The sequence below is a fragment of the Salipiger bermudensis genome (assembly GCF_017309175.1).
GTDB lineage: Bacteria > Pseudomonadota > Alphaproteobacteria > Rhodobacterales > Rhodobacteraceae > Salipiger > Salipiger bermudensis.
On sequence record NZ_JAEKJV010000001.1, the window covers coordinates 384,096 to 399,370 of the forward strand.

Sequence of the window (15,275 nt, forward strand, 5' to 3'; positions counted from 1 at the left end):
GTTGTCAGCTCTCCTCGGCGAGGGTCACGAGATCGTAGGGCGGGCGCGGCTGGCGCGCCGCGGCCCGTGCGATCACCGCGGTCTCGATCTTGCCGCGATGGGCGGCGATCCATTCATAGGCTTGCTGGTGGCTCGGGCGCTCGCCCGGGCGCAGCGTTTCCATGAGGCACTCGGGCACGAAGGCCGTCCGCGCGGAGCCCGCCACGTCCACCTGGACGCGGTAGGCCTCGCGCGCGACGTCGCGACCGATGACCTCGACCGGGCTCACCGGTAGGTCACCTGCTTGACCGCCTCGAGCACCTCGGCGGTGGTGACCAGCGCGTGCTTCTCGAGGTTGGCGGCGTAGGGCATCGGAACGTCCTTGCCGGCGCAGTTGATCACCGGCGCGTCGAGATAGTCGAACGCGTTCTGCATGATGTAGGCGCCGATATGGTTGCCGATGGAGCCCACCGGGAAGCCCTCTTCGATGGTCACGCAGCGGTTGGTCTTCTTCACCGAATCGATGACCGTGCCGTAATCGATCGGGCGCAGGGTGCGCAGGTCGATCACCTCGGCCTCGATGCCCTCTTCGGCCAGCTTGTCAGCCGCCTCGAGCGCGTATTGCATGCCGATGCCGAAGCTGACGAGGGTCACGTCAGAGCCTTCGCGCCAGATCTTCGCCTTGCCGAAGGGTACGGTGAAATCGTCCATCACCGGCACCTCGAAGGAGCGGCCATAGAGGATCTCGTTCTCGAGGAAGATCACCGGGTTGGGATCGCGGATCGCCGACTTGAGCAGGCCTTTTGCGTCTGCGGCCGAGTAGGGCATCGCCACCTTGAGGCCCGGGATCATCGCGTACCATGCCGCGTAGTCCTGGGAGTGCTGCGCGCCGACGCGGGCGGCGGCGCCGTTGGGGCCGCGGAACACCATGGGGGCGCCCATCTGGCCGCCGGACATGTAGAGCGTCTTGGCGGCCGAGTTGATGATCTGGTCGATCGCCTGCATGGCGAAGTTGAAGGTCATGAACTCGACGATCGGCTTGAGGCCGCCGAAGGCCGCGCCGACGCCGATGCCGGCAAAGCCGTGCTCGGTGATCGGGGTGTCGATGACGCGCTTGCCGCCGAACTCGTCGAGCAGACCCTGGGTGACCTTGTAGGCGCCCTGGTACTCGGCGACCTCCTCACCCATGACGAAGACGTTCGCGTCCGAGCGCATCTCTTCGGCCATGGCATCCCGCAGCGCCTCGCGCACGGTCTGGGTCTTCATTTCGGTGCCTTCCGGCCAGTCCGGCGAGGCCGCGGCGGCGGGCACCGAGGAGGCGGGCTCCTGCGGGCCGGGGGCGACATCGCCCTTGGCTTCGGCCGGGGCGCTCTCGTCGCTGGCTGCGGGCGCGGCGGCGTCCGAGGCCTCGGCGTCGTCGACGCTTTCGCCTTCCTCGACCAGAACCGCGATGGGCGTGTTGACCTTCACGCCCTCGGAGCCTTCCTCGACGAGGATCTTGCCGACGATGCCCTCGTCGACCGCTTCGAATTCCATCGTCGCCTTGTCGGTCTCGATCTCGGCGAGGATGTCACCGGAGGTGACGGTGTCGCCCTCCTTGACCAGCCATTTCGCCAGCGTGCCCTCTTCCATGGTGGGGGACAGGGCGGGCATCAGGATTTGCGTTGCCATATCGTGTTCTCTCCTGCCTCAGGCCTCGATCGCGTCGCCCTGGGGCACGTCGTCGGAATAGATGTCGGTCCAGAGTTCCTCGAGCGCCGGCTCCGGGCTCTCCTTGGCGAACTCGGCGGAGGCGTTCACGATGTCCTTGATTTCCTTGTCGATCGCCTTGAGATCGTCCTCGCTGGCATGCTTGCCCTGGAGCAGCAGGTCGCGGACGTTCTGGATCGGGTCGCGCTCTTCGCGCATCTTCTGGACTTCCTCGCGGGTCCGGTACTTGGCCGGGTCCGACATCGAGTGGCCGCGGTAGCGGTAGGTCTTGATCTCGAGGATGTAGGGGCCCTTGCCGGCGCGGCAGTGCTCGACCGCCTTCTCGCCCGCTTCCTTGACCTTGAGCACGTCCATGCCGTCGACCAGCTCGCCGGGAATGCCGAAGGGCGCGCCGCGGGTGTAGATGTCCTCGCCCGAGGTCGAGCGCTTCTGCGCCGTGCCCATGGCGTACTGGTTGTTCTCGATCACGAACACCACCGGCAGCTTCCAGATCGAGGCCATGTTGAAGGTCTCGTAGACCTGGCCCTGGTTGGCGGCGCCGTCCCCGAAATAGGTGAAGGTCACCCGGCCGTTCTCGAGGTAGTTGTCGGCGAAGGCGAGGCCGGCGCCGAGCGGCACCTGCGCGCCGACGATGCCGTGACCGCCGTAGAAGTGCTTCTCGCGACTGAACATGTGCATCGAGCCGCCCTTGCCCTTCGAGTAGCCGCCCTCGCGGCCGGTGAGCTCGGCCATGACCCCGTTCGGGTCCATGCCGCAGGCCAACATGTGGCCGTGGTCTCTATAGGAGGTGACGCGCTTGTCGCCTTCCTCCGCCGCGGCCTCGAGGCCGACGACCACGGCTTCCTGGCCGATATAAAGGTGACAAAAGCCGCCGATGAGCCCCATACCGTACAACTGACCCGCCTTCTCTTCGAAGCGGCGGATGAGCAGCATGTCACGGTAGTATTGCTTGAGCTCCTCGGGCGAGACGTTCGGCTTGGCAGCAGATTTCCGGGCGGCCATGCGATTCCTCCCCAACTAGTTTAGTGTTAAACTTTCGTGCAGCCTACCCAGAGGAAGCGCGAGTGTCAAAGCCCGCTTCCCCCGGGGCAGAGAAAAAATCCCGTGGGACGGGCAGGGGCCTTCACCTGGGGCGCGGCTGGCGCAGGGCAAGAGCGGGCTTGCAGGGCGGGGCCGCTTCGGTCAATGTCTCTATATAGAGAAATATTCCCGGAATCGGTCATGGTCTCCCCGCTCACCACCCGCCTGTCACAGCGCCTCTCCGCCCTGCGCGCCGAGCGCGACCTGACGCTCGAGGCGCTGGCGGCGCAAAGCGGGCTCAGCCGCGCGGCGCTGTCACGCATGGAAAAAGCCGAGGTCAGCCCCACCGCGGAACAGCTGGGCAAGCTCTGCGCCGCCTACGGGCTCACCATGTCGCGCCTTCTGGCGATGGTCGAGGAGAGCTTCCCGGCCTGCGTGCCCGAGGCCGAGCAGCCGGTCTGGCAGGATCGCGGCTTCACCCGGCGCGTGGTCTCGCCGGGCAGCGCGGCGCTGGCGGGCGAAGTGCTCGACTGCACGCTCGCCCCCGATAGCGACATCTCCTATCACCGCCCGCCGGTGGCCGATCTCGAGCATCACCTGGTGCTGCTCACGGGTCGGCTGGCGGTGACGCTGGACGACCGGCGCCACGATCTCGCGCCCGGCGACGCGCTGCGTTACCGCCTCTCGGGTGCCTCCCGCTTCCAGACCCCGCCGCGCGAAGCCGCCCATTACATGCTTTTTCTGGTGACACCATGACCCTGACGATCCGCAGCCTGTCGGCCCAAGAGGCTCAGCAGCACCTCCCCGATCTCGCGAAGCTGCTGCAGGCTTGCGTTGTGGACGGCGCCAGCGTTGGCTTCGTCATGCCCTTCGAGGTCCAGGAGGCGGCCCGCTTCTGGCGGCGGAACGTCCTGCCCTCGATCGCGGACGGGGGCCGCGTGCTCTGGGGGGCCTTCGAAGACGCGCGCCTCGTCGGCACCGTGCAACTGGTGCTCGACATGATGCCGAACCAGGCTCACCGCGCCGAGGTCTCCAAGATGCTGGTCGCCCCCGCGTTTCGCCGCCGCGGCATCGCCCGCGCCCTGATGCAGGCCTTGCTCGCCCGTGCCGAGGCGGAGGCGCGCAGCCTGATCACCCTCGACACCCGCAGCGGCGACCCGTCGCAGGCGCTCTACGCCAGCTGCGGCTTCGAGGTCGCGGGCGAGATCCCGGGCTTTGCCCTTGCCCCCGAGGGCGGCCCGCGCCGCGACCCCACCACTTATATGTACCGACACGGCTGATCCTCCGTCCGTGCGCTTCGGAAAGGCAGGGAGGGGGCGCTGCCCCCATCCGCGCAGGGCGCGGACTCCCCCGGGATATTTTTGGCCAGAAGAAGCCCGGGAACGCGCCCCTGTCTTCTCTTCGTCCAAAATACTCCCGCCGGAGGCAGGCCGGCCGTTCCCATGAACGCCGCCCACCGGCAAACGCTTCCCGCCTGCCACGGGTCCGAGCCCGGCGCCCGATGGCGACGGGGGAGGCGACCTGTGCGGCGGCACGCCGCTCCGCCGAGTTTGACGCGGCGCATCGGGGCCCGCGCTCCGCTCGAAAATCCACGCTTGTCCCCGAATCTCCTGTCGCCAGCCCGCTGCGCCATGCCTATAAGGCCGCGACACACGAGGATTCTGGGAGATCACCATGAGCGGAGAGCTTTCGCCCATCGACAAGGCCAAGTTCGTGGCGGCCAAACGTGCCGCGGATTACGTTCAGAGCGGCATGCGCGTCGGGCTCGGCACCGGCTCCACTGCCGCCTGGCTGGTGCGCTGCCTCGGCGAGAAGGTGCGCGAGGAGGGGCTGCGCTTCCGCGGCGTGCCGACCTCGACCCGCACCGCCGAGCTCGCCCGCGAGGTCGGCATCGAGGTGATCTCGCTCGACGAGGCCGGCTGGCTCGACCTGACCATCGACGGCGCCGACGAGTTCGACAGCGAGCTCAACCTGATCAAGGGCGGCGGCGGCGCGCTGCTGCAGGAGAAGATCGTCGCCACCGCCTCGGACGAGATGATCGTCATCGCCGATGCCGCAAAGCACGTGGAAACCCTTGGCGCTTTCCCGCTGCCGGTCGAGGTCATCCCGTTCGGCTGGACCGCGAGCCAGGCGCTGCTCGAAGAGGCGCTGGTGACCATGGATGTGCTGGGCCGCAAGACCACGCTGCGGATGAACGGTGAGCGCCCCTACATCACCGACGAGGGCAACTACATTCTCGACCTGCACCTGTCGCGCATCGGCAATGCCCGGCAGCTGGCGATGCTGGTCAACCAGATCCCCGGCGTGGTCGAGAACGGCCTGTTCATCGACATCTGCGACCGTGTGATCATCGGCTACGGGGACGGCCGGGTCGAAACCCGCGACATCAATGCCGGCACCGTCTCGGAAGAGCGCGTCGAGTTTGTCGAGGACGACAACCTCTTCCGCGACATCTGATCCTTTTCGCTTCGGGGCGGCGCGCGCTGCCCCGAAGCGCAGCCCATCGACGACACCGAAGGCAGCGGGCCCGCGCTTTGCGCCGGGCCGCGCCGCGCCAGTGCGCCACCCCCCCACGCCGATCCGCCCGGAGCGAGCCACCGGCGACGTGATCGCCTCTGGTCGCTGGTGACGCTCGGCCGTCCGCCCCCTCGCATCTGTCAAGCCTCGCTGGCGTCAGGGGTGCCGGTATCGGCGTCCGTCGCCACCACGCAGGCCGCCGTCCACGCCGCAGGCGTCGCGCAACCGGGCAGGGCAAGGCACGGCCCCTTCAAATGCCCGTGCCCGTCTGGCCTTCGCGAAAGCGCTGTGAGATACCGTTGCGAACTCAATTCAAGGAGACCCCTGATGGCCGACTTCGACTATGATCTCTTCGTCATCGGTGGCGGTTCGGGCGGGGTGCGCGCCGCGCGCGTCGCCGCCGGAGAAGCAGGCGCCAAGGTGGCGCTGGCCGAGGAGGATCGCTACGGCGGCACCTGCGTGATCCGTGGCTGCGTGCCCAAGAAGCTGATGGTCTTCGCCAGCGAATACGCCGAGGTGGTCGAGGATGCCGCCAATTACGGCTGGCGCCTGCAGGAGGGCCCGTTCGACTGGCCGAGCTTCCGCGCCCGCCTCAACACCGAACTCGACCGGCTCGAGGGCGTCTATCGCTCGCTGCTGAAGAACTCCGGCGTCGACAGCTTCGACGCCCGTGCCACGATCAAGGATGCGCACACCGTGGCGCTCTCCACTGGCGAGACCTTCACCGCCAAGCACATTCTCGTCGCCACCGGCGGCCGCCCGGTGCGCCCCGAGGTGCCCAACGCCGATCTCGGCCTCGTCAGCGACGATATCTTCCACATGGAAGAGCTGCCCAAGCGCATCCTCATCGTCGGCGGCGGCTACATCGCCTGCGAGTTCGCCTGCATCCTGCACGGTCTCGGCGTCGAGGTGACGCAGTACTACCGCGGCGCGCAGGTATTGCGCGGCTTTGACGAGGAGGCTCGCGGCCTGATCTCCGACGCGATGAACGAGCGCGGCATCGATCTGCACCTCGGCACCGACATCGTCGCGATGCGCTGCGCCACCGAGGAGGACCTCGCCGGCCACGACGCCAACGGCATCCCGATGGGGGCGGCGGTGCAGGAGGCGGATTACGTCGAGGAGGACAACTCCAACCCAGACGGCCCGATCTGGGTGAAATCCACCAACGGCAAGACGCGGATTTTCGACAAGGTGTTCTTTGCCACCGGTCGCGCCCCCAACACCCCCGAGATGGGTCTCGAGGAGGTCGGCGTGAAGCTTGGCCGCAAGGGCGAGATCGAGGTCGACGACTACAGCCAGACCGCGGTGCCCTCGATCTACGCCATCGGCGACGTCACCGACCGGGTGAACCTCACCCCGGTGGCGATCCGCGAGGGCATGGCCTTTGTCGAGACCGTGTTCAAGGGCAACCCGACGCCGGTGGATCACGACCTGATCCCCTCGGCGATCTTCACCCAGCCGGAATTCGGCACCGTCGGGCTCTCGGAGGAGCAGGCCCGCGAACAGGAACCGATCGAGGTCTACTCGACCTCGTTCCGCCCGATGCAGACCGCCTTTGCCGGCCGGCCCGACCGGGTGCTGATGAAACTCGTGGTCTCGCAGGAGAGCCGCAAGGTGCTTGGCTGCCATATCGTCGCCCCGAATGCGGGCGAGATGATCCAGCTTGCCGGCATCGCGGTGAAGATGGGCGCGACCAAGGAAGATTTCGATCGCACCGTCGCGGTGCACCCGACCATGTCGGAAGAGATCGTGACGATGCGCAAACCGACCCGCAGCGCTTGAATTTGAAAGCAAAATGCACAGGTATGTGCGGGATACGGATGACAGGACCTAGAGGGGAAGGAAAACAGCTTCATGGCAGGTAACAGCGGCGGCCCTTGGGGCGGCGGAGGAAATCAGGGCGGTAGCCGTCCGCCAAGTGGCGGAGGCGGCAACAACAACGGTGGCCGCAAACCCGAGGACCCGCAGATTCCCGAGATCGACGAGCTGATGAAGAAGGGCCAGGAGCGTCTGCGCGTGCTCATGGGTGGCCGCGGTGGCGGCAACGGCGCCAATGGCGGCGGCTCAAGTGGCGGCAGCGGCGGTCCCGGTATCAGCAAGGGCACCATTGGCCTCGCGGCGCTCGTCGCGCTGGGGCTCTGGGGCTACATGAGCTTCTACACGGTGAAGCCCGAAGAGCAGTCGGTGGAACTGTTCCTCGGCAAGTACAGCTCGACCGGCAATCCCGGTCTGAACTTCGCGCCGTGGCCCTTCGTCACCGCCGAGGTGGTCAACGTGACCTCCGAGCGCACCGAGACCATCGGTGCCGGTCGCGACGCGGACGGGCTGATGCTCACCACCGATGCCAACATCGTGGACATCGAGTTCCAGGTGGTCTGGAACATTTCCGACCCGTCGAAGCTGCTGTTCAACATCCGCGATCCGCAGTTGACGGTGCAGGCGGTCTCCGAGGCAGTGATGCGCGAGATCATCGCCGCGTCGAACCTCGCGCCGATCCTCAACCGCGACCGTGGCATCATCGCCGACACCGCGATGGAGCAGATCCAGGCGACGCTCGACGAGTATGACAGCGGCATCAACGTGGTTCGTATCAACCTTGACACCGCCGATCCGCCGCGCGAGGTGATCGACGCCTTCCGCGAAGTCCAGGCGGCCGAGCAGGAGCGCGACCGGCTCGAGCGCCAGGCCGATGCCTATGCCAACCGCGTGGTTGCCGAGGCCCGTGGTCAGGCGGCACAGATCCGCGAGCAGTCCGAGGGCTACCGCGCCCAGGTGGTCAACCAGGCGCTCGGTGAAGCCAGCCGCTTCAGCGCCGTGCGCGAGGAATACGCCAAGGCCCCCGAGGTCACCCGCCGCCGTCTCTACCTCGAGACCATGGAGCGCGTGCTGGGCGATGTCGACAAGACCATCCTCGACGAGGCCATCGCCGGCGAGCAGGGCAGCGTGGTGCCGTACCTGCCGCTCAACGAGCTGAACCGCAGCCGCAACACGACGTCGGAGGGCAACTGATATGCGCAAGACGACATTCATCCTGCCGGTCATCGTTGTCGCGATCGTCGTGTTCCTGTCCTCGCTCTTCGTGGTCGACGAGCGCGAAAAGGCACTGGTGCTGCAGTTCGGACAGATCAAGGCGGTCAAGGAAGAGCCGGGCCTGGCCTTCAAGATCCCCTTCATTCAGGAAGTGGTGAAATACGACGACCGCATCCTGTCGCTCGACACCGACACCATCGAGGTCACGCCGTCCGATGACCGCCGCCTCGTGGTCGATGCCTTCGCGCGCTACCGCATCGCCGACGTGGTGCAATTCCGTCAGGCCGTGGGCGTGGGTGGTGTGCGCACCGCCGAAGACCGGCTTTCGGGCATTCTCAACGCCCAGATCCGCGAGACGCTCGGTGCCGATCAGGTGACCTCCGACGTGATCCTCTCCGAGGACCGCCGGTCGCTGACCAACCGCATCCGCGACAATGCCCGTACTTCGGCGCGTTCGCTCGGTCTCGATGTGGTTGACGTGCGGCTCAAGCAGACCAACCTGCCGTCGCAGAACCTCGAGGCGACCTTTGCCCGGATGCGCGCCGAGCGCGAGCGGGAAGCGGCGGACGAGATCGCCCGCGGTAACGAGGCGGCGCAGCGGGTCCGCGCGCTGGCCGACCGGACCGTGGTCGAGACCCAGTCGGAAGCCGAGCGCGAGGCCAACGTGATCCGCGGTGAGGCCGACGCCGAGCGCAACGCGATCTTCGCCGAGGCCTATGGCGCCGATCAGGAGTTCTTTGCCTTCTACCGGTCGCTCCAAGCCTACGAGACCGCCATCCAGGGCAGCAACTCGTCGATCGTGATGACGCCGCAGGGGGAGTTCTTCGAGTATTTCAACGGTCAGGGTCAGGCGGCTCCCGCCGCGGCGCCCGCGCCGTCCGTTGATGGCGAAGAGCAGGCCGCTGCGCCGACGGACGAGGCGGCCGAAGAGGCAGCACCCGTGGCCGAGGAGGCGCCGACCGAGACCCCGGAGCCGGCGCCCGCCGACTCCGCTGCGTCTGACGCGGACAGCGATGAAGACGCCCCCGTGTCGCAATGACACCGGGCGACATCGCAACGGGGATCGCGATGGTCCTCATCATCGAGGGGCTGGTGTACGCACTGGCCCCTTCGCTTGTGGAGCGTATGCTCGAGGCGTTGCGCCAGATGCCGATCGAGACCCGCCGCAGGCTGGGGCTGGTGACGGTGGCAACCGGTGTGCTGATGCTCTGGATCTTCCGCGGCTGACGCGCTCAGGCGCCTGCGGCCAAGATCCCGCCGGCTTTGTCCTCAAGGCGCTCTGATCCGTCGAACCGCTCCGAAAGCCGGCGTCCGTGCGCGGCGCCTCGGTGCGCGGTTCCCTGCGAGCGGCGCACGGCCTGAGTGCCCGGATCAACGCGGTGCCGGTGTCCCGGCGGATGCCATGCGCGGCGCGCGGGCTCAGCCGGCGCGGGCGCTGTCCTGTACCTCCGGCGCCTGCGCCGCCGCGGCGAGCTCTTGGTCCCAGCTGCCCGGGGCGCTTGCGCCTTCACCGGTTTCGTCTGAGCGATAGACCAAGCCCGAAATCTTGTGCTGCACGTCCTGCGACATCGCGCTGATCCGCGACATCGCCCCCGAGGTCTGCTCGACCATCGAGGCATTGCTCTGGGTGATGCGATCGAGATCGACGATGCTCTGGCTGATCTCGTCGAGGCCCATCGACTGGTCGTTGGTGGCGTCGGAGATATCGCTCACGATGCGGCTGATCTCGTCGAAACTGTCGACCACCTGCACGATGGAGCGGCGGGCGTTCTCGACCAGAACCGAGCCGTCGTTGACCTGCTCGGCGCTCGACTGGATCAGCATGCGGATCTCGTGCGCCGCTTCCGAGGAGTTCGCGGCAAGGCTGCGCACCTCGCCGGCCACCACCGCGAAACCGCGCCCCGCTTCGCCGGCGCGCGCCGCCTCGACCCCGGCGTTGAGCGCAAGCAGGTTGGTCTGGAAGGCGATGTCGTCGATCAGGCCGATGATCTGGGCGATCTTCTCGGACTCGGCCTTGATCCGGCCCATCATGTCGGCGGCATCGCCCGCGACACGCGAGCTGTCGCGCATCTCCTTCTGGGCGCGGTCGAAGAAGTCCGCGGTCTCCTTGGTCTTGCCGCTGGTCTCGCGCACGCTGTCGCTGATCATCTGCATCGCCGCGGTGGTCTGTTCCAGCGAGGCGGCCTGGCTGCTGGTGCGGCGCGAGAGATCCTCGGCGGAAGTGGCCAGAGTCGAGGTGATGCCCTGCAGGGCGTTCATCGACTGGCCGATGCCGGCGATCAGCCCCTCCAGCGTGCGCGCCGCCTCGTTCAGGGCGCGGCGCATGTCGTCGTATTTCGATGGGAAGTCGCTGTCATCCGGCCCCGGGACCGCGTGCGAGAGGTTGCCCTGCGCCATTTCACGGATGCCGCAGGCAAGGTGGTCGAGCGCGACCTTCTGCTCCTCTCCCCAGATCCGGAAGGTGATCGAGGTCACCTGCTCGATATCGAGCGCGAAGGCCCGGTTGAGCACGCCGCACATGCGGCGGGTGCGGGCCGCGCGCGGGCCGATCAGCTGCCACGCGGACTTGGCGAGGAAGCGTTCCAGCAGGTCCGAGGTGGCGGCGGAATAGGCTGACATGTAGAGATCGAGCGGCAGTTCGATGCGCGCATGGGTGCGCCCGATCCGGTCGAGCGAGGCGAAATAATCGGCGTCGAACCGCGCCTCGAGCAGGCGGCTCCAATGGGCCTCCTGCGCGGCGCGGGCATGGTCGACCCGATCGTCGCTGGTGAAGAAGGCGGCCGAGCCGTGATCGGCCAGCGCCCGGGCATAGAACCCCTCGAGCACCTTTCCCAGCTCGGGTCGGAGCACGCGACCGGCGGCTTTCAAAAGCTCTAGATCGCCATCGGTCAGGCCGAATTGGTCAAGTTTTTCCTGCGACATGGGGCGCCATCCGCTGTTTCGGTGCACGTCGATATAGGCGCCAAGTCTTTCCAATTTCCGAACGACGCCGGAACCGTCGCGGGTGAAGCCCTGACCATCTCGCGCCATCACCGGGTTTTCACATGCGCTTGAAGCCCTGCAACCTTTTCTTTGGTGGCGCCGGAACGCTCCTATGTTAGCCTCATCGTGAGGAGGCAGGGCAGCCGCGCGGGGCTTTGCGCGGGCCGCTGCCGCAGAAAAGGAGTTCCAGGTGAACCAGGTGAAACCGCAAGCACTTGCAGTGACACGCGATGCAGCCAGCCCGCTTCGGCTGTTCTGGCTGGCCGCGGTGTCGATGTTCCTGATCGTGTCCCAGACGCTGATGGCATCGGCCCAGAACGCGCCGGAGAGCTTTGCCAAGCTTGCCGAGCGCATCAGCCCCGCGGTGGTGAACATCACCACCTCGACCACCGTGGCCGGGCGCACCGGCCCGCAGGGCATCGTTCCCGAAGGCTCGCCCTTCGAGGATTTCTTCCGTGAGTTCCAGGACCGCAACGGCGGCCCGGGCGACCGCCCGCGCCGCTCTTCGGCTCTGGGATCCGGATTCGTCATCTCGGAAGACGGCTATATCGTCACCAACAACCACGTCATCGAGGGCGCGGACGAGATCGAGATCGAGTTCTTCGAGGGCTTCACGCTCCCGGCGGAGCTGGTCGGCACCGATCCCAATACCGACATCGCGCTGCTCAAGGTCGAGGCCGACGAGGCGCTCAAGTTCGTGTCCTTCGGCAACAGCGACAACGCCCGCGTGGGCGATTGGGTGATGGCGATGGGCAACCCGCTGGGGCAGGGTTTCTCGGTTTCTGCCGGCATCGTCTCGGCGCGCAACCGGGCGCTCTCGGGCACCTATGACGACTACATCCAGACCGACGCCGCCATCAACCGCGGCAACTCCGGCGGCCCGCTGTTCAACATGGACGGGCAGGTGATCGGCGTGAACACCGCGATCCTGTCGCCCAATGGCGGCTCGATCGGGATCGGCTTCTCGATGGCGTCGAACGTGGTGACCAAGGTGGTCGACCAGCTCAAGGAGTTCGGCGAGACCCGCCGTGGCTGGCTCGGCGTGCGCATCCAGGACGTGACCGAGGACATGGCCGAGGCGCTTGGCCTTGCCTCGACCGAGGGCGCAATGGTCTCCGACGTGCCCGAAGGCCCGGCGATGGAAGCCGGCATGCAGGCCGGTGACGTGATCGTCAGCTTCGACGGCCGCGAGGTGCAGGACACCCGCCAGCTCGTGCGCATCGTCGGCAACACCGAGGTGGGCAAGTCGGTCCGCGTCGTGGTCAACCGCAACGGCAACACCGAGACCCTCAAGGTTACGCTGGGCCGTCGCGAGGAAGCCGAGCGCACCTATCCGGCGAGCCAGGAAATGACCCCGGAAGAGCCGGCGGAATCCGAGCTGATGGGCCTGACCCTCAGCCCGCTGACCCAGGAGCTGCGCGACGAGATGGGTCTGCAGTCCAGCGCCACCGGCCTCGCGGTCACCGGCGTGGACGAGACCTCGGAAGCCTTCGAGAAGGGCCTGCGCGCCGGCGACATCATCACCGAGGCCGGCCAGGCCGAAGTGCTGAGCATCTCCGAGCTCGAGACCAAGATCGAGGAGGCCAAGGAGGCCGGTCGCAAGTCGATCCTTCTTCTGGTCCGCCGCGGTGGCGATCCGCGCTTCGTGGCGCTGTCGCTCGACGCGAGCGAGTGAGCCAGCCGGCATATCAACAGACGAAAGGGCGGGTCTTCGGATCCGCCCTTTTTCATGTCCCGGGGCGGGTGACGGCACGGCCTGCGGTGGCCCGGGCAAGGGAGACGCGAACATGACGGCACCGCTGGGGCGCCTCGTTCTCTACACGCGCAAGCTCGACGAGATGATCGCCTTCTACAGCCGGTTCTTCGGCTACGAGGCGCGGCACGCGCCTGGCGACCGGATCGTCGAGCTGCGGCCGCCCGAGGGCGGCCTTGCGTTGCTCCTGCACCCGGCGGCCAAGGGGCAGCGGGCCGGGCAGTCGCTGGTGAAGCTGGTCTTCGACGTGAAGGATGTGGCCACGTTCCGCGCCGAGGCAGAGCGCAAGGGGCTGGTCTTCGGCCCGATCCATCAGGCCGACGGATACGTCTTCAGCAACGCGAAGGATCCCTCCGGCAATCCGGTGCAGATCTCGAGCCGAGCCCTGCGCACGACCGCCGGCTAGGACAGCGCCGGCTCAGAAGTCGCCGAGCTCCTCGATCTCGGCCAGCGGTGCCGCGATGAGCCCCAGCGTGCGCGCGGTCTCGACCGAGAGCTGGCTGCTCTCGAGGCCGCGCTCGGTCTGGTATTTGCGGATCGCTGCGACGGTGGCACGGTCCATCTGGCTCGTGACCGGCCCGGCGTAGTAGTCGCGCGCCGCCAGCGCGCGCTGCAGCGAGGCCACCAGCTCGGGCGTCACCAGCTCGGGGCAGGGCACTTCGAAGCGCAGCTCTCCGCGCGGACTGACCACCCGAGGCACCGGCTGACGGCGATAGATCGGCGGGCGGATCACCGTGCCATCCTCGGCGATCTCGGCCTGAACCACCTGCACCTCGCCCATGACCTCCTCGTAGATCGCCGGCACGACCTCGCGGGCCTGGCAGGTGCCGTCGGACATGCGCTCGGGCTCTGGCGGCGCCTCGCCGGGCCAGACGGTGCTGGCGGGCTCCGGGGCATCGCAGGCGGCAAGGACGAGCGCCAGCGCGGCGATCAGGGCGGAAATGCGGGTCATCTGCTCGGGGCCTTCGTGTCGGGCGGTGTTTTGAGGCGCAGAGTAGCGGCTTCCTTCTAGGCTGGAAAGCTCCGAGGCTCTGCCTATCGGGTGGCGAGGTTTTGAGCAGTTGCCCCCGTGTGCGAGCACGGATTGACCGGGCGGCGTGGCGAAGGGGCTGGCGCAGGCGGCACGCGATGACTAGGAAAGGGGGGCGAATTCGAGACGATGGAGACGACCCGGCCATGGCCAAGATTACCTATATCGAGCACAACGGCACCGAGCATGTCGTGGATGTTGCCTCCGGCATGACCGTGATGGAAGGCGCCCGCGACAACAACATCCCCGGCATCGATGCCGATTGCGGTGGCGCCTGCGCCTGTTCCACCTGCCATGTCTACGTGCATCCCGACTGGGTCGAGAAGCTGCCCGCGCGCGACGACATGGAAGAAGACATGCTCGATTTCGCCTACGAGCCCGATCCGGCGCGCTCGCGTCTGACCTGCCAGCTCAAGGTCTCCGACGCGCTCGACGGGCTCGTCGTGCAGATGCCCGAAAAGCAGATCTGATCCCATGCCGCGCCGGCTGCTGTCCCGCCTCGTCCTCTGGGCGATGCTGGGATCTGCGCCCGGCGGGGCAGTGGCGCAGGCGCTGACCGGCGCCAGCTATGCCGAGCCCACCATGCGCTACGATCACGGCGTGCTGGGCGATGCAGTGGAATGGGGCGCGCTGCGGCTGAGCCGCGCTGGCGCGCCCGATCTGCTGATCCGCCTGCCTCAGACCCGGGTGTTCGAGGATCTGGCCCCGCGGCTTGTCGATCTGGGCGCACTCCGCGCCGCGATGGTGGTTGAGAGCGATCTCCAGCGCGGCGCCCGTCTGGCGCTCTACACCGCCGACGGTCTTTTCGCCGCCACGCCCTTCATCGGCCAGCGCAACCGCTGGCTGGCGCCGGTGGGCGCGGCGGATCTTGATGGCGACGGGCAGGTCGAGCTGGCCTATGTCGACCGCCCTCACCTTGCCAGGCGGCTGCGCATCTGGCGCGTCGTGCCGGGCGCGCAAGAGCTCCGCGAGGTTGCCTCGGCCGAGGATCTTACCAACCACCGCATCGGCTGGGACCATATCGCAGGAGGCCTCCGCGACTGCGGTGACGGCCCCGAGATGGTGCTGGCAAGCGGCGACTGGGGCCGCGTCATCGTGGCGCGGCTGCGTGCGGGCGGGATCACCCGCGAGGCGCTCGGGCCTTACAGCGAGGCCGCCATGGCGCAGGCGCTGGCCTGCCGGTGATGCAGCGAGAGCGCGCCCGGAGCGCCATGCCGTCAAAGATCTCTTTGCTTTCGCGCCGCGCGCGCT

At 67.5% G+C, this 15,275-nt stretch carries 16 protein-coding genes; 11 read left to right on the forward strand and 5 right to left on the reverse strand.

Annotated elements, in window-relative coordinates:
• Window positions 1-4: 4 nt before the first annotated feature.
• The 3 genes from JF542_RS01910 to pdhA are packed head-to-tail and all read right to left on the reverse strand — an operon-like array spanning window position 5 to window position 2,691.
• Window positions 5-268 carry a hypothetical protein gene (locus tag JF542_RS01910; protein ID WP_207074522.1) on the reverse strand — a complete coding sequence of 88 codons (264 nt, stop codon included), beginning with the start codon at window positions 266-268 and terminating at the stop codon, window positions 5-7.
• Complete coding sequence (locus JF542_RS01915; RefSeq protein WP_207074523.1) at window positions 265-1,650, reverse strand: pyruvate dehydrogenase complex E1 component subunit beta; 1,386 nt, start codon at window positions 1,648-1,650, stop codon at window positions 265-267. Before JF542_RS01915 ends, JF542_RS01910 begins: the two co-directional genes overlap by 4 nt.
• An 18-nt stretch (window positions 1,651-1,668) precedes the next feature.
• On the reverse strand, window positions 1,669-2,691 hold the full coding sequence (gene pdhA, locus JF542_RS01920) for a pyruvate dehydrogenase (acetyl-transferring) E1 component subunit alpha (protein ID WP_007792192.1): 1,023 nt from the start codon (window positions 2,689-2,691) through the stop codon (window positions 1,669-1,671).
• Window positions 2,692-2,910: 219 nt separating this feature from the next.
• Here pdhA and JF542_RS01925 point away from each other — a divergent pair, with 219 nt between their 5' ends.
• From JF542_RS01925 to JF542_RS01955, 7 genes are all read left to right on the forward strand, one after another.
• Window positions 2,911-3,465, forward strand: coding sequence for a helix-turn-helix domain-containing protein (locus JF542_RS01925; RefSeq protein WP_207074524.1), 555 nt, complete (start codon window positions 2,911-2,913; stop codon window positions 3,463-3,465).
• Window positions 3,462-3,989: a GNAT family N-acetyltransferase gene (locus tag JF542_RS01930; RefSeq protein WP_207074525.1), complete on the forward strand. Its 528-nt coding sequence runs from the start codon at window positions 3,462-3,464 to the stop codon at window positions 3,987-3,989. The genes JF542_RS01925 and JF542_RS01930 overlap by 4 nt, the downstream gene beginning before the upstream one ends.
• Window positions 3,990-4,383: 394 nt before the next feature.
• Window positions 4,384-5,166 (forward strand): ribose-5-phosphate isomerase RpiA, encoded by a 783-nt coding sequence (gene rpiA, locus JF542_RS01935; RefSeq protein ID WP_207074526.1) that lies wholly within the window; start codon window positions 4,384-4,386, stop codon window positions 5,164-5,166.
• A gap of 387 nt (window positions 5,167-5,553) precedes the next feature.
• Window positions 5,554-7,011 carry an FAD-dependent oxidoreductase gene (locus JF542_RS01940; RefSeq protein ID WP_007792027.1) on the forward strand — a complete coding sequence of 486 codons (1,458 nt, stop codon included), beginning with the start codon at window positions 5,554-5,556 and terminating at the stop codon, window positions 7,009-7,011.
• 72 nt (window positions 7,012-7,083) lie between these two features.
• Window positions 7,084-8,238 carry an FtsH protease activity modulator HflK gene (gene hflK, locus JF542_RS01945; RefSeq protein WP_207074527.1) on the forward strand — a complete coding sequence of 385 codons (1,155 nt, stop codon included), beginning with the start codon at window positions 7,084-7,086 and terminating at the stop codon, window positions 8,236-8,238.
• A gap of 1 nt (window position 8,239) precedes the next feature.
• Window positions 8,240-9,298, forward strand: coding sequence for a protease modulator HflC (gene hflC, locus JF542_RS01950; protein ID WP_207074528.1), 1,059 nt, complete (start codon window positions 8,240-8,242; stop codon window positions 9,296-9,298).
• Entirely contained in the window at window positions 9,295-9,486 is a 192-nt protein-coding gene (locus JF542_RS01955) for a DUF2065 domain-containing protein (RefSeq protein ID WP_007792035.1), read from the forward strand. The genes hflC and JF542_RS01955 overlap by 4 nt, the downstream gene beginning before the upstream one ends.
• Before the next feature lie 192 nt (window positions 9,487-9,678).
• Here the strand turns inward: JF542_RS01955 and JF542_RS01960 are convergent, their stop codons facing one another.
• Window positions 9,679-11,181 carry a globin-coupled sensor protein gene (locus JF542_RS01960; protein ID WP_207074529.1) on the reverse strand — a complete coding sequence of 501 codons (1,503 nt, stop codon included), beginning with the start codon at window positions 11,179-11,181 and terminating at the stop codon, window positions 9,679-9,681.
• Between the two features lie 259 nt (window positions 11,182-11,440).
• Between JF542_RS01960 and JF542_RS01965 the strand changes: the two genes are divergently transcribed.
• The gene (locus tag JF542_RS01965; RefSeq protein WP_207074669.1) at window positions 11,441-12,916 is read left to right on the forward strand and encodes a DegQ family serine endoprotease; all 1,476 of its coding nucleotides are present in this window, start codon (window positions 11,441-11,443) and stop codon (window positions 12,914-12,916) included.
• A 112-nt stretch (window positions 12,917-13,028) separates the two neighbouring features.
• Window positions 13,029-13,400: a VOC family protein gene (locus JF542_RS01970; protein ID WP_207074530.1), complete on the forward strand. Its 372-nt coding sequence runs from the start codon at window positions 13,029-13,031 to the stop codon at window positions 13,398-13,400.
• 12 nt (window positions 13,401-13,412) lie between these two features.
• Here the strand turns inward: JF542_RS01970 and JF542_RS01975 are convergent, their stop codons facing one another.
• On the reverse strand, window positions 13,413-13,946 hold the full coding sequence (locus JF542_RS01975; protein ID WP_007792046.1) for a peptidoglycan-binding domain-containing protein: 534 nt from the start codon (window positions 13,944-13,946) through the stop codon (window positions 13,413-13,415).
• Window positions 13,947-14,170: 224 nt separating this feature from the next.
• On the opposite strand from JF542_RS01975, the gene JF542_RS01980 reads away from it, so the two are divergent.
• Window positions 14,171-14,494, forward strand: coding sequence for a 2Fe-2S iron-sulfur cluster-binding protein (locus JF542_RS01980; protein WP_007792048.1), 324 nt, complete (start codon window positions 14,171-14,173; stop codon window positions 14,492-14,494).
• Between the two features lie 4 nt (window positions 14,495-14,498).
• Entirely contained in the window at window positions 14,499-15,209 is a 711-nt protein-coding gene (locus JF542_RS01985; RefSeq protein ID WP_207074531.1) for a VCBS repeat-containing protein, read from the forward strand.
• Window positions 15,210-15,275: the final 66 nt, after the last annotated feature.